Source organism: Glycomyces niveus (assembly GCF_017592475.1).
In the GTDB taxonomy this organism is placed as follows: Bacteria; Actinomycetota; Actinomycetes; order Mycobacteriales; family Micromonosporaceae; genus Glycomyces; species Glycomyces niveus.
This window is the reverse complement of the sequence record NZ_JAGFNP010000003.1, coordinates 88946-112812: the sequence shown is the minus strand read 5'-3', so window position 1 is coordinate 112812 and position 23867 is coordinate 88946. Positions and strand designations below refer to the sequence as shown.

The window sequence follows — 23867 nt, the reverse complement described above, 5'->3', positions numbered from 1 at the left end:
AAATTATGTGCGCCGGGACGCGGAGAACGGTGCGGCGAGCCTCTCGGGGCCGGTCGCACCGGTCTCGTGTGGTGCCGTCACCGCATCGATTTGAGGGTGTCGCGGATGCGGCGCAGGTCGCGGCGGCGGCGTTCGAAGGTGGCGCCCACGGTGATGAGGATGGCGCCGCCGATGGCGGGCGGGATCCACACGGGGATGCGGCCGCCGAGCAGCGTCAGCTCGTTGATCGTCATGACCGCCAGGGCGATCGAGCCGAGGACCAGCGGTGCCTGCCAGCGCCGTGCGAGCCCGGCGATGATGACCGCGATCGCGGCGGTGCCGACGCCGACGCGCCGCACCTCTTCGCCCCCTTCGATCGCCGTGATCAGGCTCGGCGCGATGCCGACGAGGATCGGCAGCGCGAGCGTGGACCACGACCCGGTCTCGGGCCGCCGCTCGAGCCGCCATAGTCCGATGAGGAACAGGACCGCGGCGGGCGGCGCGGTGTAGAACTCGAGCGTGCCGACTTCGAGCGCGATGAGCATCGACCACCAGCCGAGGGTGCCGGTGCACAGGGACGCGATCACATAGCCCCACTTGCGGACCGGGGCCATGATCGCCGCCCCGGCGAGGGCGAGCGCGTAGATCCCGAACTGCGCGGCGGGGATGAGCTCGCCGTGGGCGTCCGAGGTCCAGTCGAAGAACTCGCCGAACCAGCCGAGCACCGCGCTGGTCCCGCCGAGCACGTGGGCGAGGACGGCGGCGAGCACCCGGTCGGGGCGGCTGCGGCGCGGGGCGCCCACGGCGATGACGAGCATCGAGGCGGCGGTGACGGTGAGCCACAGCGGAATCCAGCCGTCGCCGGGGTCGAGCGTGTCGCTGGCGTCCGCGGCCGCGCCGGCGAGCGGCGCCCACACGGCGACGGCGACCCAGCCGGAGCACCGGCCGGTGAGCGTGCGCGAGAACAGCGCCGCGGCCAGTCCGATCGCGCCGCAGACCATGAGGGCGACGGTCGGCACCGCGTCGAAGCGGGCCGGGTCCTGGGCCCACCAGAGGATCGCGGCGGACTCGACCGCGAACGTCAAGGCGAGCGCGATCGCGTCGACCCGGAACCGGCGCGGCAGCAGCACGGTGGCGAACGCGAAGGCCACCAGCACGATCGGGACTTCGGCGTCGTACAGCGGCCAGCCGAAGTCGTCGCCCCAGAACAGGTAGCCGAGGCCGCCGAGGGCCACCAGCGAGGTGACCAGGGCGGTGCCGGTGCCGACGACGAGCGACGCGGACCGGAACGCGCTGCCGAGCGGTTCGGCGAGCACGGGGGCGAGCAGGCGGGCGGCGAGGAACGCCGCGAAGTAGGCGCTCAGGTCGGGGGCGTTGAAGGCGACGGTGGCGAACACGGCCACCGCGGCGAGCCCGGCGGTCACGGCCGCGCTGAACGCCAGTGCGCTCCGGCGGGCCTCGGGTGTGACGAGCGGGAGGAAGCCGGCGGCGAGGAGCGCGAGCGACGGGATGACGAGCTCGGCCGAGCCGGACCGGGCCGCGAGGACCCACGCGCACAGGACGAGCGAGGCGGCGGCCGATCCGGCGATGAGCATGGTGTTGAGGGTGACGCCGAGGCGGCGGGCGAGGTGGACGCCGACGAGGTTGGCGGCGGCCAGGGCCGCGACGGCGGCCGCGATCGCCGGGACCACGGGGTCGGCGACGCCGAAGGCCGCGCGCAGCCCCGCGGAGCAGGCGGCGATGACGGCGGCGCAGGTGAGGAGCCGCCCGGCCCACAGGTCCGACTTCGCGTAATGGCCGGGCTGCTTCCCGGTGATCCAGGAGGCCGCTCCGAGGGTGGCGGCGATGGCGAGCATGAGGACGACGGCGGTGCCGATGCTTCCGGCGGCGGCGTACGAGGCGCCGATGAGTGCGAGCGGCAGCATGGCCCAGCTGGTCGCCGTCAGGCGCGCGGCGGCGCGGTAGGCGGTGAGCACCACGAGCACCCCGGCCGTCCACGCGCCCACCGTCTCGGGGCCGAAGTCGGCGCCGGGCGGCCGGTAGAGGTAGTACCCGGCGAGCGTGGTGCACCAGAGCGCGAGGGAGGCGAGGGCCGCGAAGGTCTCGGCGGTCGCCCACAGGCGGTAGCGCTTGAGCGCGAAGGGGACGGCGAGGAGCAGCAGCGTGACGCCGCCGAGGACGGCGGCGCGGCCGCTGTTGCCCATGTTCCGCCAGGCGACGGCGGTGAAGATGATGAGCGCGGCGGCCACGAGGAGCCCGCCGAGGCTGAGGAGCACGGTCTGGACGGTCTTGGAGCGGACCTCGCCGCGTTCCCGGGCGGGCGGGAACGCCCCGGCGGGCGGCGTGTGCGCGGCCGGTCCCTGCGGGATCACCGGGTAGGGCGGCAGCGGCGTTCTGGGCGCCGCCTGCGGGGCGCCTCCCGGCGGCGTGACGGGACCGGCCTGGGGCGCGGTGACAGGCACGGCCTGCGGGCCGGTGACCGGCCCGCCGGGCGTCTGCGGCGCGGGGCTCGGGATGGGGACGGGCGACTGGGCGGCGTGGCGTTCGGCTTCGGCGAGGTGGCGGGCGGCGACCTGCGTGAGCCCTTGCAGCACGTCGACGCGTTCGGCCTCGACGGCCGCGCGGCTCTTGAGGGTCGCGGGCATCGCCGCCAGGACGGCGTCGAGCTCCCCGAGCCGCGCGAGCAGCGGCTCGGGCCCGCGGCCGCAGACCGGGCACCGGTCGACCGTGGAGGGGCTGCCGCAGCGGGGGCAGTTGTACGTGTTCATGTGCACAGTGTGCGGGTCCTGTCAACTTCGGTTCAGGGCAAAACGGACGCGTTTTGTAGGACCACCACAACGGGCATTGCATTCGGGCCCCGCATCCGGGGTCATTCTTTCAGGATTCCTCCAAACGGATCACTTGGAGACGCCCGAAGGCGCCGCGTCCGCGACGCGGGGCCTGCGACCGGCGGTAGACAGAGGAACGGGGCCCCGCTCGCAGCAGCGGGACCCCGTTCCATCGGGAGGAGGGAAAAGTTCAGTGCCTCCGGATCATCGATCGGCCGGCTCAGCCGGCGCTGTTGTAGGCGTCGATGATGTCGTAGGCCAGGCCCTCCCACTGGGCGTAGTAGTCGGGGAAGGCCGAGACCTGCACGGCCTGGGCGGCCGAGGCGATCGACATGCTCTGCCAGCCGTCGACTTCGGCGAGCGTGTTGTAGAACTTGCTCGCGGAGGTCGCGGGGTCCATCAGCTCTTCGACGGAGCCCCAGCCCATGGAGGTGCGCTGCTGGAACAGGCCGACCGAGTCGTGGTCGGAGTAGGTGACCTCGGAGTCGGTGTAGTCGAAGCTCTCCGGGACGGCCTCGGAGGCGGCGTTGTAGAGCTTCGCCTCCTGCATCGCGGTGGCGAGGGCGACGGCCCAGCCCTGCTCGTCGAAGCCGAGCTCTTTGCCCGTCTCGATGATGGTGACCGCGTTGGCCTCCTGCTCGTCGTCGAGGTCGGCGACCTCGATGTCGACGGGCCCGGTGGGCTCCTTCTCGGGCTCCGGCGCGGCCGGCTCCTCGACGGGGGCCTCTTCGGTGGTCTGCTCGGGGACCGGTTCCTTGGTGGCGGGCGACTTGGTGGTCGCCGGGGCCTTGGTGGCGACGGGGGCCTCGGTCGTCCCGACGGGCGCCTCGGCGGCGACCTCGGCGACGGGCGCCTGCTCGCCGCTGTTGCTGATGGCCCACGCTGCGGTGGCGCCGGAGACGGTGAAGACGGCTGCTGCGGTGCCGACGACGGCGAGGCGGCGGATGCGGTGGTGCTCGCCCTCGCTGTCGGTGAAGAATCTGCTCGACCGCTGGGAGATCCCGGCCGCGGCGCTCCGGACCGAACCGGTCACGCCTTCGATGATCTTGCGAATTTGCACTGGGCAACCGTAAGGAGGAAAAGTCCAGGTCAAAGCCGTGAGTGAGGCGGGGCCGCGCCGGACGGCAAGGGTTTTCCCTACTCATCGGTAGCGCTATGGCTTTTGCCTGGCATCATCCCTATCGCGGTAATCGTCCGCGGTCCCGCTGGTCCCGGCGGCGTTCGGCTCGGCCGTTCGGCGGGAGCGCCGCGCCCTGTCGGATGAAAATGAAACGCCCGAATGTCGATGTGATCGCGCTCATGTCGCCGGAGTCGTCGAATGGTGACCGAACGTGTTGATTACGCCTGCGGCGCCGAACGGGAACGGGCCCCGCAGCGCAGCTGCGAGACCCGTTCCTCATGGGAGGCGGAAGGTAAGAATCCGGTGTGCTAGGACTTGGCCTTCTCGTAGGAATCGATGATGTCCCAGGCCAGGCCCTCCCACTGGGCGTAGGCGTCGGGGTAGGCCGAGACCTGCACGGTCTGGGCGGCCCTGGTGACGGACATGTTCTCCCAGCCGTCGACCCGCTCGAGCGCCTTGTAGAACTTCTTGGCCGACTTCTCAGGGTTCATGAGGTCCGAGACTTTGCCCCAGGAGAGGCGCTGCTGGAAGAGGCCGACCGAGTCGTGGTCCGAGCCCTCGGCCTGGTAGTCGTATTCGTAGGACTCCGGAACGTTCACGTTCGCGTAGTTGCGGAACTTGGACTCCTGCATGGCCGTCGCCAGCGCGACCGCCCAGGCGTCCCGGCCCAGACCCTCGTCCTTGCCGGCCTCGATGATGGCCACGGCGTTCTTCATCTGCAGCTCGCTGAGACCGTCGACGGGCTTCGGCTGCGCTGCCGCCTTGGCCGCCTCGGCGGCCGCCTGAGCCGCAGCTTCCTCCTTCGCCTTGGCCTCGGCCTCGGCCGCGGCGCGCTGGTCGGCCGCGATCTGCTCCCCGGCGGCCGCGGAGGCCTCGTCGGAGAGGGCGAGCTCGAGCGCCGTGATGGCGCTGACGGGCTGCTGCTCGCTGGACGGCTCGTCCATGCTCGTGATGGCCAGTGCGGCGCTGCCGGTCGAACCGATGAAGATCGCGGTGGCCGTGCCCATGATGGTCACGCGCAGGCCGAGACGTTCGACGACCTTGGAGACGATCGGCCGAACCACGTCCACGACCTTGTGCACCACGGGCCGTGCCAGGTCTTCGATCTTGACGACGACCGGTCGCGCCAGCTCGGCGGCGACGGCGGCGACGTCCTTCAGCAGGGCGGCCCAGGGCTCGAGGCGGCGGGAGGCCCAAGCAATGACGGGCTTGGCCCGCTCGATGACGGGGGCCGCGGTTTCGCGGAGCCGCTCGGCGAGCCGGACGGCGGCCGGGGCGGCGGTGTTCCGGAGGAAGGCGACCAGGGTCGCCCCGAGAACTGCCGCGAGCGCCGCTGCCCGGGCGGTCCCGACGCGGGACCGTTCGACCAGGCCGCGGAACGCGGGTTTGAGTCGCTTTCGGATGGAGAGGGCGGCGCTCTGGGCCAGGCCAGTCACGCCTTCATTCGTCTGGCGGTTTCGCACCGGCCAAACGTAAGGGGGGTTTGACGTGGGGAAAAGCCCGCGAATCCAAGGGCAGTCCCCGCCGGAAAGCGCTTTAGGACTGGTCGGTTCCGCTTGGGGCTTTCGCCGGGAAGTGACGGTACGACGGTCACCCTCCGCTTCGTCCCCGTTACTGTCGTGTTAGCGAGCACCCCGACTGTACGAGAGACGAGCCCGGCCTCAACCTTTCGGTCGAGGCCGGGCTCGGCGCAAAGATAATGTGACCGCGTTCACTTAAGTATTCGCGGCGAGCGGCGATCCCGACACGGCGGTCGAAATCCCCTCGCGGTCCAGGTACGGCGTCAGCCCGCCCAGCCAGAACGGGAAGCCCGCGCCCATGATCATCGCCAGGTCCACCTGCTTCGGCGACGGCACCACGCCCTCGTCGAGCATGTACCGTACCTCCTCGGCCAGGCCCCGCAGCACCCGCTCCTTGACCTCCGCGGCCGACGACGCCTCGCCGCCCAGCTCGATCAGGCCCTTCGCCTCGTCGGTCAGCCGCCCCTTGCCCTTCGCCGCAGCGTCGAACACGGGGAAGTCCGCCTCCGCCATGCGCCGCAGGTTCTGCGACGCCGGGAACCGCGGCCCCAGGTCCTCGTTCAGGTGCTGGCACAGGTGCCAGGCCACCTGCAGTCCCACGAGCTCCAGCAGCGCGAACGGCCGCATCGGCAGCCCCAGCTCGTCGAGGGCCACGTCCGCGACCTCGATCGGCGTACCCGCGTCCACCGCGCCCGTAACCTCGGCCAGCATCCGGCCCAGCAGGCGGTTCACGATGAACGCCGGCCGGTCCGCCGAGCCCACCGCGGTCTTCTTCAACTTCTTCGCCACCGCGTACGCCGTGGCCAGCGTCGCGTCGTCGGTCTTGTCGGTCGCGATGACCTCGACCAGCGGCATGACCGCCACCGGGTTGAAGAAGTGCATGCCCACCAGGCGCTCCGGACGCGACAGCTTCGAGCCCATCGCCGTGATCGACAGCCCCGAGGTGTTCGTGACCAGCAGGCACTCCTCCGAGACGATCGGCTCGATCTCGGCGAACACCGCCTGCTTGACGCCCAGCTCCTCGAAGACCGCCTCGATCACCAGGTCGCAGTCCGCGTACACGGACTTGTCCGCGCTCGCCGACACCAGCGACCGCAGCTTCGCGGCCTTCAGCTTGGACGTGCGGCCCTTCGCCTCGAGCTTGTCGATCTCGGCCCGCACGTAAGCGAGTCCCTTCTGCGCCCGCTCCTCGTCCAGGTCCGTCATCACCACGGGCACCTCGAGGCGGCGCGCGAACATGAGCGCGATCTGCCCGGCCATGAGCCCGGCCCCGACCACGCCGACCTTGCCGATCTCCTTCGCCAGCCCCGGGCTCGGCGCGCCCTCAGGACGCTTGCCGAGGGCGCGAACGAGATTGAACGCGTAGATGCTCGCCTGGAACTGCGGCCCCGCCTCCAGATCGGCCAGCGCCTCGTCCTCGGCGAGCGAGCCCTCCTCGAACGTGGCGGTCTGCGCCAGTTCCAGCAGGTCGAGCGCCCGCACGGCCGCGGCCGAAGCATTGTGGACCTTCTCGTCCACCAGCTGCCGCGCCCCCGCGATCACCGCCGGCCACACCGACCGGTCGATCTCCGGGCGCTCCACAGCGGTCTCGCCCGTGGCGACCTTGACGGCCCAGTCGAGCGACTCCTCCAGGAAGTCCGCGGACTCGAACTGCACGTCGGCGATGCCCATCGGCACGAGGTCCGTGCCGCGCAGCATCTTGTTCTGGTTCAACGGGTTCCCGACGATGACCTGCGCGGCCTTCTCGACCCCGATGAGGTTCGGCAGGATCTGCGAGCCGCCCCAGCCGGGGATGAGCCCGATGGAGACCTCGGGCAGGCCCAGGCCGTTCGCGCTGGCGGCGACGGTGCGGTAGTGGCAGTGCAGCGCCAGTTCGAAGCCGCCGCCGAGGGCGACGCCGTTGATGAACGCGAACGTGGGGACCGCGGAGTCCTTGAGCCGCTTGTAGACCGCGTGCCCGGCCTGCGCCAGGGCCAGGCCCTGCTCGCGGGACTTGAGGTTCGGCATGAGCTTGATGTCGGCCCCGGCCAGGAAGATGAACGGCTTGCCGGTGACGGCGATCAGCTTGACGTCCGCTTCGGCTTCGACCTCGTCGAGGGCGAGCCACAGGTTCTTGAGGCCGCCGGGCCCGAAGGAGCTGGGCTTGGTGTGGTCGTAGCCGTTGTCGAGCGTGATGAGCGCGGCCTTGCCGCCGAGCCCGCGGGGCTCCAGGTAGCGGACGTGGGCCTCGGTGACGACCTCTTCCTCGAAGTCGGGAAGGTCGAGCGGAGTCGCGTACATTACTTGGCCCCCTTGAAGTTCGGGTTCTCCCAGATGACCGTGCCGCCCTGGCCGAGGCCGACGCACATGGTGGTGATGCCGTAGCGCACCTCGGGGTGCACGGCGAACTCGCGGGCGAGCTGGGTCATGAGGCGCACGCCGGAGGAGGCGAGCGGGTGGCCCATGGCGATCGCGCCGCCCCACGGGTTGACGCGCGGGTCGTCGTCGGCGATCTTGAAGTGGTCGAGGAAGGCCAGGACCTGGACGGCGAAGGCCTCGTTGATCTCGAACAGGCCAATGTCGTCGATGGAGAGCCCGGCGCGCGCGAGGGCCTTCTCGGTAGCGGGGATCGGGCCCGAGCCCATGGTCTCGGGGTCGACGCCGGCGAAGGCGAAGCCGATCATCTTCATGGCGACCGGGAGGCCGAGTTCGGCGGCGGTCTCGGCGTCGGCCAGGAGGCACGCGGTGGCGCCGTCGGTGAGCGGCGCGGAGGTGCCGGCGGTGACGCGGCCGTGCGGGCGGAACGGGGTCCGCAAGCTCGCGAGGCCTTCCAGGGTGGTCCCCGGACGCGGCAGCTCGTCGGCGGTGGCGACGGTCCAGCCGTCGTCGGTGGAGCGCGCGGCCATGGTGGTGACGTCGGCGCTCAGGCGCTCCACGGCGGCGGCGTACCGCTGCTGGGTGCCCACGGCGTAGGCGTCGGCCCGCTCCTTGGTGATGTGCGGGTAGAGGTCGTGCAGGTTCTCGGCCGTGTTGCCCATGTTGAGCGCCTCGGGGTCAACCAGCTTCTCGGCGATGATGCGCGGGTTGGGGTCGACGCCTTCACCCATCGGGTGGTTCGACATCGACTCGACGCCCCCGGCGATGGCGATGTCGTACTGGCGGGCGGCGATCGCGGAGGACACGCTGGTCACCGCGGTCATCGCGCCCGCGCACATGCGGTCGATGGAGTAGCCGGGGACGGACTTCGGGAGTCCGGCCAGGAGCGCGGCGGTGCGGCCGAGCGTGAGGCCCTGGTCGCCGATCTGCGTGGTGGCCGCGAGCGCCACTTCGTCGACCCGCTCAGGCGGCAGCCCCGGGTTGCGGCGCAGCAGCGACCTGATGCAGCGGATGATCATGTCGTCGGCGCGGGTCTCTTCGAAGAGTTTGCCCGCCTTGCCGAACGGGGTCCGTACCCCGTCGACGAAGACGACATCGCGGATGGTGTCGTTCACGCCAGCCCCTCCTTTGGGTATGCAGCGTCGTTGTTGAGAGTGCAACGTCACAACGAATGTTACCCGCAAGTAAGTTCGATGTCACTGCCCCACCCAGCCTAGTGCCGGACCGGCGTCGAACCGGGCATGAACGCAGGTGGCGGGTACGCCGAACGGCCCGCTCGCGAGCGGGCCGGCAGAGCGGGGGATCAGGCCTCGAGGGCCTTGGCGAGGCCTTCGGCGAGGAGGTCGACCTGCCAGGCGCGGGCGCCGCCGTCGGCGAGGATGGTGCGGACGTGCTTCTCGGTGACCTTCTTCGGGGGCTCCCAGGCCAGGCCGCGCACGAGCGCGGGGGCGATGAGGTTCTCGGCGGGGAGGTTGTACTGCTCGGCGGCAGCGGTGACGACCTCGCGGGCGGCGGCGAGGCGTTCGGCCGCGACCGGGTCGCGGTCGGCCCAGCGGTGCGTCGCGGGCGGGCCGTCCTGAGGCGGGGTCGTGGACGGCAGCTCGTCGTTCGGGACCAGGCGCGCGTCGGCGAGGGCCGCGAGCCACAGCCGCGCGTTCGTGCGCCCGCCGCGCCGCCGGAACCCCGGCAGGCTCATCAGCTCGGCGAAGTCGGTCGGGTCGGCGGTGGCGGCCTCGACGATCGCGGCGTCCGGCAGGACCTTGCCAGGGGCGCGGTCGAGCTTGCGGGCCAGGTTGTCCCGGGCCTCCCACACCGCGCGCACCCGGCCGAGGGCCTTCGCGCCGCGCACCTTGTGGATGCCGGAGGTGCGCCGCCACGGCTCCTTGCGCGGCTTCGGCGGGCCGGCGAGGCGCACGTGCTCGAACTCGGCGTCCGCCCACACGGCCTTGCCCTGCTTGGCGAGCTCGGCCGCGAGCTTGCCGCGCAGCTCGATGAGCAGCTCCACGTCGAGCGCGGCGTAGACGAGCCAGTCGTGGGGGAGCGGGCGCGAGGACCAGTCGGCCGCGGAGTGCTGCTTCTCCAGGCGGTACCCGAGCAGCTGCTCGGTGATCGAGGCGAGCCCGACCTTCTCGAAGTTGCACAGCCGCGCGGCCAGCTCGGTGTCGAACAGCTTCGCGGGCCGCAGCTCGAGCTCCTCCAGGCACGGCAGGTCCTGGCTGGCGGCGTGGAGGATCCACTCGGGGCCGGTGAGTGCGCGGCGCAGCGGCCCGAGGTCCTCGATCGGGATGGGGTCGACCAGGACCGAGCCGGCGCCCGCGCGGCGCAGCTGGATGAGGTACGCCCGGCCCGAGTAGCGGAAGCCGGAGGCGCGCTCGGTGTCGATGGCGATGGGTCCGGACCCGGCCTCGATGCGCGCGGCGGCCTCGGCGAGTTCGCCGGAGGTCTGGATGAGCGGCGGCATGCCTTCACGCGGCTCGGTGAGGAGTTCGGCTTCGGGCTCGGGCTGGGGATCGGTCACACGTTCACCGTACGGCCAGGTAACCTGCGCGCGCTACTGCCCCGCCGCGCTGGAGACCGATTTCCACCCGATAGTGGGTCAATCACCCTATTTGACCTCCATGATGGACGGCCGCAGGACGGGTGCCCCGCCACACCCCCTGCGCGAGTGCGGGGCACATCGCAGCCGGACGCCGCCGAACGCGACCCCTCCGGTGCGGGCCACATCGCACTCGCCGCTGCGGGCGTGCGCACGGTCGGCGTGAAAGGATTGCCCCGTGTCCAACGCAGCAGCGGTCCCCACAGCGTCCCCGTTCCTCGCGTCCTGCCGCGGCGAGACGCCGGTCCACACGCCCGTCTGGTTCATGCGCCAGGCGGGGCGCTCGCTCCCCGAGTACAAGCAGGTCCGCGAAGGCACCACCATGCTCGAGGCCTGCAGCACCCCCGAGCTCGTCGCCGAGATCACCATGCAGCCGGTCCGCCGCTACGGCGTGGACGCCGCGATCTTCTTCTCCGACATCGTCGTGCCCCTCGCCGCCATCGGCGTCGACGTCAAGATCGTCCCCGGCGTCGGCCCCGTCGTCGCCGAGCCCTTCCGCACCGAGGACGACGTCAAGCGCCTGCGCAACCTCGACCCCTGCGACGTCCCCTACATCACCGAGGCCATCGGCCTGCTCGTCAAGGAACTCGGCGACACCCCGCTCATCGGCTTCGCCGGCGCGCCCTTCACGCTCGCGTCCTACCTCATCGAGGGCGGCCCCAGCCGCGACCACGCGAAGACCAAGGCGCTCATGAAGTCCCGGCCCGAGATCTGGCACGGCATCGCCTCCCGCCTCGCCGCCATCTGCGGCGAGTTCCTCCGCGTCCAGGTCGAGGCCGGCGCGCAGGCCGTGCAGCTCTTCGACTCCTGGGCCGGGGCGCTCTCCGAGGCCGACTACCGCCGCTTCGCGCTGCCGCACTCCACCGCCGCCCTCATGGGCGTCGCGCAGTCCGTGCCGCGCATCCACTTCGGCGTCGGCACCGGCCACCTCCTCGAAGCCATGACCGAGACCGGCGCCGAAGTCAGCGGCGTCGACTTCCGCATCCCGCTCGACCAAGCAGCGAAGCGCCTGCCGGACAAGATCCTCCAAGGCAACCTCGACCCCGCCGTGGTCCTCGCCGACGACGACGCCCTCATCGCCGAGACCGACGCCGTGCTCGAAGCCGCCAAGGGCGCCAAGGGCCACATCTTCAACCTCGGCCACGGCGTCCTCCCCGAGACCGACCCCGCGAAGCTCAAGCTCGTCGTCGACCACGTGCACGAGGCCACCGCCCGATGAGCCCCATGACGCCCGCCCGCGTGACGGGCACGCCCGGCCGCACCCGGGTCCTCATCGTCGGCGGCGGCATCACCGGCCTCGCCGCCGCGCACCACCTCCGCGACCTCCTCGGTCCCGACGCCGAGATCATCGTCGCCGAGCAGGCGATGCGCCTGGGCGGCAAGATCCACACCGTCGACTTCGCCGGACGCCCGGTCGAGACCGGCGCCGAATCGCTCCTCGCCGCCCGGCCCGAGGCCATCGCGCTGGCCGAGGCCGTCGGCCTGGGCGACGCGCTCGTCTACCCCTCCGACGCCAAGCCCGCCTTGAGCATCGGGGGCGAGCTCCTCGACTTCCCGGCCGGGCACATGATGGGCATCCCCGGCGACCCGGCCGACGTCGCGGCCATCGCGAACGCCAAGGAGCGCCCCGACAACGGCCTCCCGATCCTCGAAGCGGGCGGCGACATGTCCGTCGGCGCGCTGGTCCGCTCGCGCCTCGGCAACGAGGTGCTCGACCGGCTCGTCGCCCCGATGCTCGGCGGCGTCTACGCCGGCGACGTCGACCGGCTCTCCGTGCGCGCCGTCATGCCGCAGCTCGCCGCCGCGCTCGAACGCCATGCGCGCCTGACGGATGCGGTCAACGAGATCAAGCGGCCGCCCACCGATGCTCCGCGGAGACCCGTGTTCGCCACTGTGGACGGCGGCCTCGAGCGGCTCGTCACCGCCACCTCCGCCACTGCCCGCGCCGAAGTGCGCCTCGGCATGACCGTGCGCGAACTCCGCCAGACCCCCTACGGCTGGGAGGTCATCGCCGGACCGGTACCGGACCCGATCAAGATCACCGCCGACGCCGTGATCCTCGCCGTGCCCGCGTCGCCGGCCGCCGTGCTCCTGCGCGCCGTCGAACCCCAGGCCGCCGCCGCCCTATCGGGCGTCGCCTACGCCTCGGTCGCCTTGGCCGCCTTCGCATTCGACAAGGTCGACCTGCCTGAGCGCTCCGGGTTCCTCACGCCCGCATCGGAAGGCAAGACCGTCAAGGCCGCCACCTTCGCCAGCAAGAAGTGGCCGCACCTGGGCCGCCGCCGCCAGATCGTGCGCGTCTCCATGGGCCGCCTCGGCGAGGAGGCCCTGCTCCAGTACGACGACGCCACCCTCGCCAAGACCGCCCTGCGCGAACTCGGCGAGCACCTCGGCCAGCGCCTGCCCGAACCCGTCGAGCAGCGCATCGACCGCTGGGGCGGGGCACTCCCGCAGTACACGCCGGGCCACGTCGCCCGCATCGCCGCCGCCCGCGAAGCGCTCGCGGCGCACCCGAACATCGCCATCGCCGGCGCGGCCGTCGACGGCGTCGGCATCGCGGCGTGCATCGCGTCGGGCCAGAAGGCGGCCACTACCATCGCAGAACAGTTGACGCACTCGCACTAGAAGGGCCGCAACGTGGCTGAACACCAGGGGAACAATCCGAACGCGCAGCGGATCAGGGAACTGAACGAGACCATCCGCTACACGCTGTGGTCGGTGTTCCGCGTCGAGGAGCCCATGCCCCCGATCCGGCAGGACCTCGCCAGCGACACGGAGGCGTTCTTCACGAAGCACTGCGGCGACCAGGGCGTGACCGTGCGCGGCACCTACGACCTGACCGGGATGCGCGCCGACGCCGACCTCATGGTCTGGTGGCACGCCGAATCCAGCGACCAGCTGCAGAAGGCCTACTCGGACTTCCGACGCTCCGCCCTCGGCCGCCACCTCGCGCCGGTCTGGTCGAACATGGCCCTGCACCGCCCCGCCGAGTTCAACCGCAGCCACCTCCCGGCGTTCCTCACCGAGGACCCGAAGGGCTACGTGTCCGTCTACCCGTTCGTGCGGTCCTACGAGTGGTACCTGCTGCCGGACGAGGAGCGCCGCGACCTGCTGCGCGAGCACGGCCAGATGGCCCGCGACTACCCGGACGTGCGCGCCAACACCGTCCCGGCCTTCTCCCTCGGCGACTACGAGTGGATCCTCGCCTTCGAGGCCGACGAGCTGCACCGGATCGTGGACCTCATGCGCGAGCTGCGCGCCTCCGGCGCGCGACGCCATGTCCGCGAGGAGATCCCGTTCTTCACGGGCAAGCGCCGCAGCATCACCGACATCATCAACGACCTGCCGTAGTGGTGCCGGCAGACGGAGCCGCCGCCGGGTTCGGCGGCCTGCTGATCGTCCAGTTCGCGTTCATCGGGCTCTTGATCGTCGCGGCGCTGTACGCGATCCTCGCGATGACGGCCGCGCTGGGCCTGACCTCGTTCTCGGTGTTCGAGCGCTTCCGCAAGAAGCGGCCGGAGGAGCCCGACGACGGCGGCATCGATGACCTCTTCTAACTGGTTCTTCGTCGTCGCGCTGGTCGTCGTCGCGGCGCTCATGGCCGAGTCGGTGCGGCAGCTGCGGCGCCGCTGGCTGCTCGTCAAGGTCGAGGGCGTCTCGATGGAGCCGGCGCTGCGCGACGGCCAGGAAGTGCTGGCCAAGCGCACGCGCCGGATCGCGACCGGGGACATCGTCGTGGTGGCCGCGCCCGATCCGCAGCTCGGCTGGGCCGAGGCGACCAGGGCCAAAGCCCCGTGGTGGGTGAAACGCGTCGCAGCCGGGCCGGGCGAGGCCATGCCCGGCTCCGGCGGACCCGTCCCGCCCGGGCACTACTTCCTGCTCTCGGACAATCCGGTGGGGGAGGACTCGCGCCGGCACGGGCCGTGCCCTGGGAACCTGATCGTTGGTTCAGTCATACGCTCGTTCTGACCCGCGCCCACCTGCGGCTACCTTAGGGAGTCCTAAGTTCCGGGCGCGTCTTCCCGCCATTCGGGACGTGGCAGACTTGATCCATGCCAGCGCTTCGTTCTCGTACTTCCACTCACGGCCGCCAGATGGCGGGCGCTCGCGCGCTGTGGCGCGCAACGGGCATGACCGACTCCGATTTCGGCAAGCCGATCGTGGCCATCGCCAACTCGTACACGCAGTTCGTGCCAGGGCACGTGCACCTGAAGAACATGGGCGACATCGTCGCCGAGTCCATCGCCGCGGCCGGGGGCGTCTCCAAGGAGTTCCACACGATCGCCGTCGACGACGGCATCGCGATGGGCCACTCCGGGATGCTCTACTCGCTGCCGTCGCGCGAGATCATCGCCGACTCGGTCGAGTACATGGTCAACGCCCACTGCGCCGACGCGCTCGTGTGCATCTCGAACTGCGACAAGATCACCCCCGGCATGCTCATGGCCGCCCTGCGCCTGAACATCCCGGTCGTCTTCGTCTCCGGCGGGCCCATGGAGGCCGGCAAGACGATCGACAACGACGGGATCGTCACGCAGAAGCTCGACCTCATCGACCCGATGATCGCCGCCGCGAACGACGACGTCTCCGACGCGCAGCTGCGCCAGATGGAGGAGAACGCCTGTCCGACGTGCGGCTCCTGCTCGGGCATGTTCACCGCGAACTCGATGAACTGCCTCACCGAGGCGCTGGGCCTGTCCCTGCCGGGCAACGGCTCGACCCTCGCCACCCACACGGCCCGCCGCGCCCTCTTCGAAGAGGCCGGGCGCGTCGTGATGGACCTGGCCCGCCGCTACTACGAGCAGGACGACGAGTCGGTCCTGCCGCGCTCGATCGCGACGAAGCAGGCCTTCGAGAACGCGATGGCGCTCGACGTCGCCATGGGCGGCTCCACGAACACGATCCTGCACCTGCTCGCGGCCGCCCGCGAGGCCGAGCTGGACTTCAACGTGGCCGACATCGACGCGGTCTCGCGCCGCGTCCCGTGCCTGTCGAAGGTCGCCCCGAACTCCGCGAAGTACCACATGGAGGACGTGCACCGCGCCGGCGGCATCCCCGCGATCCTCGGCGAGCTCTACCGCGGCGGCCTGCTCCACGAGGACGTCGGCTCGATCCACGCCCCGACCCTGGCCGAATGGCTCGGGAAGTGGGACATCCGCGCCGAGTCGCCCGCGCCCGAGGCGATCGAGCTGTACCACGCCGCGCCCGGCAACGTCCGGACCACGCAGGCGTTCTCGACCTCGAACCGCTGGAAGACCCTGGACACGGACGCCGAAGACGGCTGCATCCGCTCCGTCGAGCACGCCTACACCAAGGACGGCGGCCTGGCGGTCCTGTTCGGGAACCTCGCCGAGGACGGCTGCGTCGTCAAGGTCGCGGGCGTGCCCGAGGAGAACTGGACCTTCACCGGCCCGGCCCACGTCTTCGAGTCGCAGGACGACGCGGTGCAGGGCATCCTCGACAAGTCCGTGGTCGAGGGCGAGGTCGTCGTCATCCGCTACGAGGGCCCCAAGGGCGGCCCCGGCATGCAGGAGATGCTGTACCCGACCTCGTTCCTCAAGGGCCGCGGCCTGGGGCGCAAGTGCGCGCTGATCACCGACGGCCGCTTCTCAGGCGGCACCTCCGGCCTCTCGATCGGGCACGTCAGCCCCGAGGCCGCGGGCGAGGGCCTGATCGCCCTGGTCGAGAACGGCGACATCATCGAGATCGACATCCCGGCCCGGAAGCTGGAGCTGAAGGTCGACGATTCGGTCCTGGCCGAACGCCGTGTGGCCCAGGAGAAGCGCGAGCAGCCTTACACGCCGGTCGACCGCGACCGCGTGGTCTCCCGCGCCCTGCAGGCGTACGCCGCGATGGCCACGCCGGCCAGCGACGGCGCGGTCCGCAAAGTGAACTAAGCGCTAGGCCGCCAACGGCGGGGTCCCCGCATGGGGACCCCGCCGTTGGCGCGTTCCGGGCACAATGAAGCGGCCCACGGTTCCCTCTGCCCCGGAGCGCCCGCAATGAGCGACAGCTACTCGTCAGGCGACACCTCGTACTCCAGCGACTACTCGTACACCAGCGAGCCCATGCAGACCTGGTACTGGACGGACTCCGGGCGCGAGCGGGCCCAGGAAGCCGCGATCGAGCAGCAGCGCGCGCGGACCCGCAGGATCGAACGGGAACGCCGGGCCGCGGAAGCCGAGCTCGACCAGCGGATCTCCTCGACCGCCGCCCGCATGGACTCGCGGCTCGACACCCTGTTCCGCTGGACCGAGCTGCGGTTCCAGCAGGTCGAGTTCGACGAGTACCAGGCGCGCAAGGAGATCCGCAACACCGTGCGCGCCCTCGCGGAGGGCCGCGAGCCGGTCTTGCGCGGCTTCGAGGACGTGCCCGGCTACTGGCTGCCGTCCGCTGCGGCCGCCGTGCTGCCGCTGGTGCTGCGTGACCGGGCGCCGCGGCAGCGGAGCGCCGGGAACGCCTTCGCGGACTTCAAAACGGGCCTTGAGGCCGCGCGCGAGCGCGACGCGGTCCGGACCGAGCTGTTCAGCCTCGCGATCGGCCGCTGCTTCGACCAGCCCGCCCTCATCGACGCGGCCGCACTGCGTCTGCTGAGCGAGCCCGCCGACCTCGGCGCAGCCGAACCCGGCCAGATCGCCCGAGTGTGGCGGACACTGTGGGAACAGGTGGCCATGGGGGAGTTCGGCTCCGGCGCCGAAGCGCAGATCGTCTCGCTGCTGTCCGAGCGGTTCGACCCCGACGCGCTCGACGACGAAGCACTCGCCGCCTGGGACGAGGCGATCGCGCAGTTCAGCGCGATCGACAAGCAGCGGCCGACGCAGCTCGAAGCGCTGAAGGCCCTGCACGCCCATCTCACCGCCGCACCTGAGCAGGAAGCCCGAGCCGAAGTCGACGCCGCGAGCGGGCCGCCGCTTGACGACTCGATCCTCACCGCAGCGCCGGCTGGTGCGCTCAGCACGGCTGAGGCTGCGGGCGCTGCGTTCCTTTCCGGCTCCGGCACCGTCAAACCGGCCGGTGCGCTCGGCACAGCCGAGGCTGCGGGCGCTCCGATCACCACCGGCACCGCCGCTTTGACCCGACCACTCGGGACCGATGCCGCCCTGGACGACCCGACGATTGCGGTGGGGGCCGGGAACGGCGAACCGGCGCTCGACGAGTCCACCGACCGTGACGACACCGCTTGGCGCTCATACCTTCAGGAACTCATCGATGAGCCGAGTGCGGCCGAGCTGCCGCTGGTCCGGCAGATGGCCGAGCTCGACCCGTCTTCCGAAGGGCGCGAAGGCGACCGGCGCTCCTGGGCCGACCCGGCCGGGGAACTGGCCGACCTCGTCCGCCGCGACCTCTTCGACCCCGGGACCCCGATCCCGCTGCGCCGCATCGCACTCGGCCTCGCCGCACCCGTCCTCCGCGAGCGCCTCGACCGCATCGAAGCCGCGCTCGACACCACCGAGAAGCCCACCGTCACCGTGCGCCGCCGGGGCGAACTCATCGCGGTCACCAGCGACGGCCACGACCCCGAGCAGCTCGCCGTCGTCCAACGCCGCATCGACCAGGCCTTCGACACCGCCGGACCCTCGAAGCCGCTCACCGTGTCGATCGCCGCGGGCCTCATCCTGGTCGGCCTCTTCATGCTCATCCCGGGCCAGTGGTTCGCCACGGCCATTTTCGTCCTCGCCGCGCTCTTCCCGATCGCGATGTACCGCCGCGACACCGCCAAAGCCGCCCAGCAGCGGGCCCGCCGCGACGAGCAGCTCGCCGACGCCCGCGCCGCCCTCGTCAAGGCCCGCAACGACGCCGAACTCAAGGAGCGAGAAGCGGCCGAACAGGCCGTCGCCGTCCGCGCCGCCCTCACCCGACTCCGTGAATCCCTGCCCGCCGAAACGGCCCCGACTGCCCTCGCCGCACCGCTCGGCGCGCCGACCGCCGCCGACGGACGGGGCGCGTAAGCCCCGATCCCGGCCAAAGTCGGACTCCTGTCCCCGCCCGCGGCACCGCCTCATGCACTTTCGGAGGGGCCGATACGGATCGGTACGAGGATGCGGCATCCTGTTAAGCACGAGGTTTCCTACGATTGGGTCAGTGGATGGCGCCAACCCCCCGCCGCGTCCGGCAGCTGCTGTCGTGGTTCGCGACCGCCGCCGTGTGGTGCTCCGTCCTCACCGCCGCCGTCGTCGTAGGCGTCCACTCCGGCCTCCAGCGCATCGAACCCGCCTCCGCGGCCGTCCTCGGCAGCATCGGCGCCGCCTGCGCCGGCCTGCTCATGTGGCGCGCCGCCGGACGCATCGCCCCCGGCCGCCGCGTCACCTACCAGCTCCTCGCCGCAGGCATCCAGTCCATCGCCGCCGGGATCGCGGCCGCCTGCTGGCTCCCCGGCGGCGCAGGCGACCTCGCCGCGGGCATCGTCCTCAGCGCCGCGGTCGTCCTCTGGTCCCTCGCACTCCTGCGCCTCCCCGACAACGGCTGGGACCCGCAAGCGGTGCAGCGCCGCCTCGTCGACGGCGCCTTCGTCGGCCTCTGCTTCCTCTTCGCGTTCTGGCTCCTCCTCGCCCGGCCCCTCTTCCAGCAGTACCGCGGGCACCTCTCCGACGGCGACCTCGCCATCGTCATCCCGTCCATGATGGGCATCGTGATGCTCGGCGTCGGAGTCACCACCACCTTCCGCATCCAGCGCTGGCGCCGCCGCCACGCCCTCGCCTACCTCGCCGTCTTCGCCGTCCACACCACCGGCATGGCCACCTTCACCACCTGGCAGTGGGACCGCCCCGACGTGCGCATCCTGTGGTGGTCCGTCGCCTGGGTCGCCACCTGCGCCGCCCTCCTCGGCGTCACCTACCTCGCCCGCACCCAGAAGCCCGCCCCCATCGACAAGCCCAACTACCCCGGCGTCCACTACGCCGTCATGGGCGGCGCGGCCGGGCTCGCCGCCGCCGCGGTCCTCTTCAACGGCGCCTACGCCGGCGCCCTCCCGCTCGACGCCGCGCTCCTCGCCCTCGCCGCCGCCGGCGCCCTCGCCGCGCGCCTCGTCCTCACCTACTTCGACGTCCGCCGCGTCACCGGCGAAGCCGCCGCCCGCCAGCGCAAGCTCTCCGCCATCGTCGGCGTCGCCTCCGACACCGTCCTCGTCCTCGACCCCGACCTCACCGTCACCTGGCACCCCGAGGACTCCGCCTGGCGGCCCTCCACCGACTCCGGCGGCTGCATCGGCGCGTCCTTCCTCGACCTCGTCCACATCGACGACCGCCGCTCCGCCGAAGAAGACCTCCGCACCCTCCTCGACGGCATCAGCCACTCCAACCAGGTCTCCCTCAACCTCCGCGTCCGCGACTCCGCCCGCCGCTGGCGCCACACCGAGACCGTCGTCACCGACCTGCGCGGCAAACCCCAGGTGCGCGGCCTCGTCGCCCGCGTCGAAGACGTCGGCGCCCGCAGGAGCCTCGAGACCGAACTCGCCCGCATGGCCTACACCGACCCCCTCACGGGCCTCGCCAACCGCCGCGCGCTCCTCCAGAGCCTCGAAGACGGCGTCAGCGCCGCAGAGCACGAGACCGCGCTGCTCCTGCTCGACCTCGACGGCTTCAAGAACGTCAACGACACCCGCGGCCACGACTTCGGCGACGAACTCCTCGTCGAAGTCTCCCGCCGCATCAAGGAACTCCTGCGCCCCACCGACGTCGGCGCCCGCCTCGGCGGCGACGAGTTCGCGATCCTCCTGCGCGCCAGCTGGTCCGAAGCCGTCGCCACCGCCAAAGCCCTCGTCGCCCGCCTCGGCGAACCCTACGACTTCCACGACGAGTCCACGGTCTTCACCACCGGCTCCGTCGGCATCGCCACCGCCGCCGAAGGCTTCGGCGACCCCGAGATCCTGCTCCGCAACGCCGACCTCGCCCTCCGCGCCGCCAAGCAGGCCGGCAAGAACCGCCACGCCACCTACGACGCCGAATTCGACCGCAAGGTCCGCCGCAAGAACGAGCTCACCCAGGAACTGCGCGGCGCCATCCGCCGCGACGAACTCCGCCTCGTCTTCCAGCCCGTCTTCTCCACCGCCGACCGCTCCATCGTCGGCGCCGAAGCCCTCATGCGCTGGCACCACCCCCGCCTCGGCCACGTCAGCCCCGGGGAGTTCATCCCCGCCGCCACCGAGTCCGGCCTCACCCAGGACCTCGCCGTCTGGACCGTCAACCGCGCCGCCGAACAGCTCGCCGCCTGGTCCGCCGCCGGCATCAAAGCCTGGATCTCCGTCAACGTCTCCGTCAAGGAGCTCCACACCCACCTGTTCGCCACCGAGGTCAACACCGCCCTCATCGCCGCCGGCGTGCCGGCCCGCCGCCTCGTCCTCGAAGTGACCGAGCACGACTTCTCCCACCAGCTGAACACCCTCGTCGCCCAGCTCAGCGCCCTGCGCGGCGCGGGCGTGCGGATCGCCCTGGACGACTTCGGCTCCGGCTACTCCTCCCTCGGCCAGCTCGAGCGCCTACCGGTCGACATCATCAAGATCGACCGCGACCTCATCGCCAAGGACGACGGCGGCGTCGGCCCCCTCGCCGCCATCACCGTCGCCCTCGGCCGGATCCTCGGCATGGAGGTCATCGCCGAAGGCGTCGAGACCGACACCCAGCTCAACGCCATGATCGCCGCCAAAGCGCCGCTCGTGCAGGGCTACCTGCTCGCCAAGCCGATGGAACCCGACGACCTGACTCGCTGGCTCGCCGACGACCCGCGGGCGCAGCCGCCCGCGCTGACCGCCCAGCGCGCGCCCGTCGACGTGATCGAACCCGAGGTCGTGCCGACGGAAGCCGACACCTCCGGCGACACGCCCAACGACGTCCCGGAGTCTGAGAAAAGTTGACTCACGGGCCGGAATCGTGCATCCTGGGGAGCGTGCCGAAGCAGAACTACGACCTGAGCATCGCGACCGCGCCCGCCGCGCGGCCGCTCGTCGTAGTACTTATCTAGCGCACCGTCGTTCTCCGACGGTGCGCTCGCCCCGTGCGTCTAGCACGCGGGCGATTTTTTCTGCCCGGGGAACGACACCGCATGTCGAACCAGCCACATCTCCCTATTGGACGAAGGACATGAGCACACCAGTGAAGGCACCGAAGCCAGGGCCGCAGGCTGCCAAAGCTCAGCCCGCCAGGCCGAAGGCCCCCAAGCCGGCTCCTCCCATCGGCGCTTCCGCCGCCCCCGTCCTCACCGGCGCGCAGGCCGTCGTCCGCGCGCTCGAAGAGCTCGAGGTCGAGGCCGTCTTCGGCATCCCGGGCGGCGCGATCCTCCCGGCCTACGACCCCCTCCTGGACTCCGAGAAGGTGCGCCACGTCCTCGTCCGCCACGAGCAGGGCGCGGGCCACGCCGCGCAGGGCTACGCCCTCGCCACCGGCAAGGTCGGCGTGTGCATGGCCACCTCCGGCCCCGGTGCGACCAACCTGGTGACCCCGCTGGCCGACGCGCACATGGACTCCATCCCGATCGTGGCCATCACCGGCCAGGTCGCGTCCTCCGCCATCGGCACCGACGCCTTCCAGGAAGCCGACATCTGCGGCATCACGATGCCGATCACCAAGCACTCGTACCTGGTGACCGACGCGGAGGACATCCCGCGCGTGCTGGCCGAGGCCTTCCACGTGGCCGCCACCGGCCGCCCCGGCCCGGTCCTGGTCGACATCCCCAAGGACATCCTGCAGTCCGAGGCCCCCTTCGTGTGGCCGCCCAAGATGGACCTGCCGGGCTACCGTCCCACGACGCAGCCGCATGGCAAGCAGATCCGCGAGGCCGCCGCGCTCATCGCCGAGGCCAAGAAGCCCGTGCTGTACGTGGGCGGCGGCGTCGTCAAGTCCGGCGCGCACGCCGAGCTCCTGGCGCTCGCCGAGCTGACCGGCGCCCCGGTCGTGACCACCCTGATGGCGCGCGGGGCCTTCCCCGACTCGCACCCGCAGCACCTGGGCATGCCCGGCATGCACGGCACGGTGCCCGCGGTCCACGCGCTGCAGAAGGCCGACCTCCTGGTGGCCCTGGGCGCCCGCTTCGACGACCGCGTCACCGGCAAGCTCGCGACGTTCGCCCCCGAGGCGAAGATCGTCCACGTGGACATCGACCCGGCCGAGATCGGCAAGAACCGCGAAGCGGACGTGCCGATCGTGGGCGACTGCAAGGCCGCCATCGCCGCGATGATCGAGGCCTACGAGGACGGCGGCAAGGAGCGACTGAAGACCTGGTGGGAGACCCTCGACGACCTGCGCGGCCGGTACCCGCTGGGCTACACCGACATCGACGACGGGCTGCTGACCCCCCAGTGGGTGATCCAGCGGCTCGGCGAGCTGGCCCCCGCGGACACGATCTGGACCGCCGGCGTCGGCCAGCACCAGATGTGGGCCTCGCAGTTCATCAAGTACGAGACCCCCGGAACGTTCCTCAACTCGGGCGGCCTGGGCACCATGGGCTTCGCCGTCCCGGCGGCCATGGGCGCCAAGCTGGGCGAGATGGACCGCACCGTGTGGGCGGTCGACGGCGACGGCTGCTTCCAGATGACCAACCAGGAGCTGGCGACCTGCGCGGTCGAGGGCATCCCGATCAAGGTCGCGGTCATCAACAACGGCAACCTGGGCATGGTGCGCCAGTGGCAGACCCTGTTCTACGAGCAGCGCTACTCCAACACCAACCTGTCCACGCACCACTCCGAGGCCTCGCCGCGGGTGCCGGACTTCGTGAAGCTCGCCGAGGCCCTCGGCTGCGTCGGCCTGCGCGCCGAAACCGCCGAAGAGGTCGACGAGGTCATCAAGCAGGCCAACGCGATCAACGACCGCCCGGTCGTGGTCGACTTCACCGTCGGCCCGGACGCCATGGTGTGGCCGATGGTCCCGGCAGGCGTCTCCAACGACGAGATCCTGTACGCGCGCGACGTGCGCCCGAACTTCGACGACGAGGGGCAGATCTGATGAGCACCCACACCCTTTCAGTCCTCGTCGAGAACAAGCCGGGCGTGCTCGCCCGCGTGGCCGCCCTGTTCTCCAGGCGCGGCTTCAACATCGACTCCCTCGCCGTCGGCGAGACCGAGCACCCCGGCGTCAGCCGCATCACCATCGTGGTGGACGTCGAGGCGGGCTCGCTGGAGCAGGTCACCAAGCAGCTCAACAAGCTGATCCACGTCCTGAAGATCGTGGAACTGGAAGCGGGCTCCTCCGTGCAGCGCGAACTGCTGCTGGTGAAGGTCCGCGCCGACGCCGCCACCCGCGGCCAGGTGATCGCCGCCGCCGAGCTGTTCAAAGCCCGCTCGGTCGACGTCACACCCGACACGGTCACCTTCGAGGTCACCGGGAACTCCGACAAGATCGAGGCGTTCCTGGAAGTCCTCGAGCCGTTCGGGATCAAGGAGCTCGTCCAGTCGGGGACGGTCGCGCTCGGGCGCGGCGCCAAGTCGATGGCGTCGCTGTCGCGATACGTCTCTCCGAACAGCTAGTAACGAAGGAAGCAGT

16 protein-coding genes are annotated in these 23867 nt (G+C 71.3%); 10 read left to right on the top strand and 6 right to left on the bottom strand.

Annotated elements, in window-relative coordinates:
* Positions 1–77: 77 nt before the first annotated feature.
* The 6 genes from J5V16_RS06270 to J5V16_RS06245 all read right to left on the bottom strand — a co-directional run bounded on the left by J5V16_RS06270 (position 78) and on the right by J5V16_RS06245 (position 10320).
* Positions 78–2747, bottom strand: coding sequence for a proline-rich domain-containing protein (locus J5V16_RS06270; protein WP_208495233.1), 2670 nt, complete (start codon positions 2745–2747; stop codon positions 78–80).
* A 280-nt stretch (positions 2748–3027) separates the two neighbouring features.
* Entirely contained in the window at positions 3028–3867 is an 840-nt protein-coding gene (locus J5V16_RS06265; RefSeq protein ID WP_208495232.1) for a hypothetical protein, read from the bottom strand.
* Positions 3868–4235: 368 nt separating this feature from the next.
* A complete protein-coding gene (locus tag J5V16_RS06260; RefSeq protein WP_208495231.1) occupies positions 4236–5363 on the bottom strand; it encodes a hypothetical protein in 1128 nt (375 codons plus the stop codon).
* Positions 5364–5642: 279 nt separating this feature from the next.
* Positions 5643–7727 (bottom strand): 3-hydroxyacyl-CoA dehydrogenase NAD-binding domain-containing protein, encoded by a 2085-nt coding sequence (locus J5V16_RS06255; RefSeq protein WP_208495230.1) that lies wholly within the window; start codon positions 7725–7727, stop codon positions 5643–5645.
* Positions 7727–8917: a thiolase family protein gene (locus J5V16_RS06250; protein WP_208495229.1), complete on the bottom strand. Its 1191-nt coding sequence runs from the start codon at positions 8915–8917 to the stop codon at positions 7727–7729. The genes J5V16_RS06255 and J5V16_RS06250 overlap by 1 nt, the downstream gene beginning before the upstream one ends.
* Before the next feature lie 188 nt (positions 8918–9105).
* Positions 9106–10320: a ribonuclease D gene (locus J5V16_RS06245; protein ID WP_307792882.1), complete on the bottom strand. Its 1215-nt coding sequence runs from the start codon at positions 10318–10320 to the stop codon at positions 9106–9108.
* Positions 10321–10576: 256 nt separating this feature from the next.
* Between J5V16_RS06245 and hemE the strand changes: the two genes are divergently transcribed.
* The 10 genes from hemE to ilvN all read left to right on the top strand — a co-directional run bounded on the left by hemE (position 10577) and on the right by ilvN (position 23851).
* On the top strand, positions 10577–11617 hold the full coding sequence (gene hemE / locus J5V16_RS06240; protein WP_208495228.1) for a uroporphyrinogen decarboxylase: 1041 nt from the start codon (positions 10577–10579) through the stop codon (positions 11615–11617).
* Positions 11614–13023, top strand: coding sequence for a protoporphyrinogen oxidase (gene hemG, locus J5V16_RS06235; RefSeq protein ID WP_243900863.1), 1410 nt, complete (start codon positions 11614–11616; stop codon positions 13021–13023). Before hemE ends, hemG begins: the two co-directional genes overlap by 4 nt.
* A 12-nt stretch (positions 13024–13035) precedes the next feature.
* Entirely contained in the window at positions 13036–13749 is a 714-nt protein-coding gene (gene hemQ, locus J5V16_RS06230) for a hydrogen peroxide-dependent heme synthase (protein ID WP_307792881.1), read from the top strand.
* 2 nt (positions 13750–13751) lie between these two features.
* Positions 13752–13955, top strand: a complete 204-nt coding sequence (locus J5V16_RS06225; RefSeq protein ID WP_208495227.1) for a hypothetical protein — start codon at positions 13752–13754, stop codon at positions 13953–13955.
* Complete coding sequence (locus J5V16_RS06220) at positions 13942–14367, top strand: S24/S26 family peptidase (RefSeq protein ID WP_208495226.1); 426 nt, start codon at positions 13942–13944, stop codon at positions 14365–14367. Before J5V16_RS06225 ends, J5V16_RS06220 begins: the two co-directional genes overlap by 14 nt.
* Positions 14368–14450: 83 nt before the next feature.
* Positions 14451–16295 carry a dihydroxy-acid dehydratase gene (ilvD, locus tag J5V16_RS06215; RefSeq protein WP_208495225.1) on the top strand — a complete coding sequence of 615 codons (1845 nt, stop codon included), beginning with the start codon at positions 14451–14453 and terminating at the stop codon, positions 16293–16295.
* 105 nt (positions 16296–16400) lie between these two features.
* Entirely contained in the window at positions 16401–18347 is a 1947-nt protein-coding gene (locus J5V16_RS06210) for a hypothetical protein (protein WP_208495224.1), read from the top strand.
* Positions 18348–18484: 137 nt separating this feature from the next.
* Positions 18485–21247 (top strand): EAL domain-containing protein, encoded by a 2763-nt coding sequence (locus tag J5V16_RS06205; protein ID WP_208495223.1) that lies wholly within the window; start codon positions 18485–18487, stop codon positions 21245–21247.
* Between the two features lie 226 nt (positions 21248–21473).
* Positions 21474–23330 carry an acetolactate synthase large subunit gene (locus J5V16_RS06200; RefSeq protein ID WP_208495222.1) on the top strand — a complete coding sequence of 619 codons (1857 nt, stop codon included), beginning with the start codon at positions 21474–21476 and terminating at the stop codon, positions 23328–23330.
* Positions 23330–23851 (top strand): acetolactate synthase small subunit, encoded by a 522-nt coding sequence (ilvN, locus tag J5V16_RS06195; protein ID WP_205324813.1) that lies wholly within the window; start codon positions 23330–23332, stop codon positions 23849–23851. Before J5V16_RS06200 ends, ilvN begins: the two co-directional genes overlap by 1 nt.
* Positions 23852–23867 lie beyond the last annotated feature (16 nt).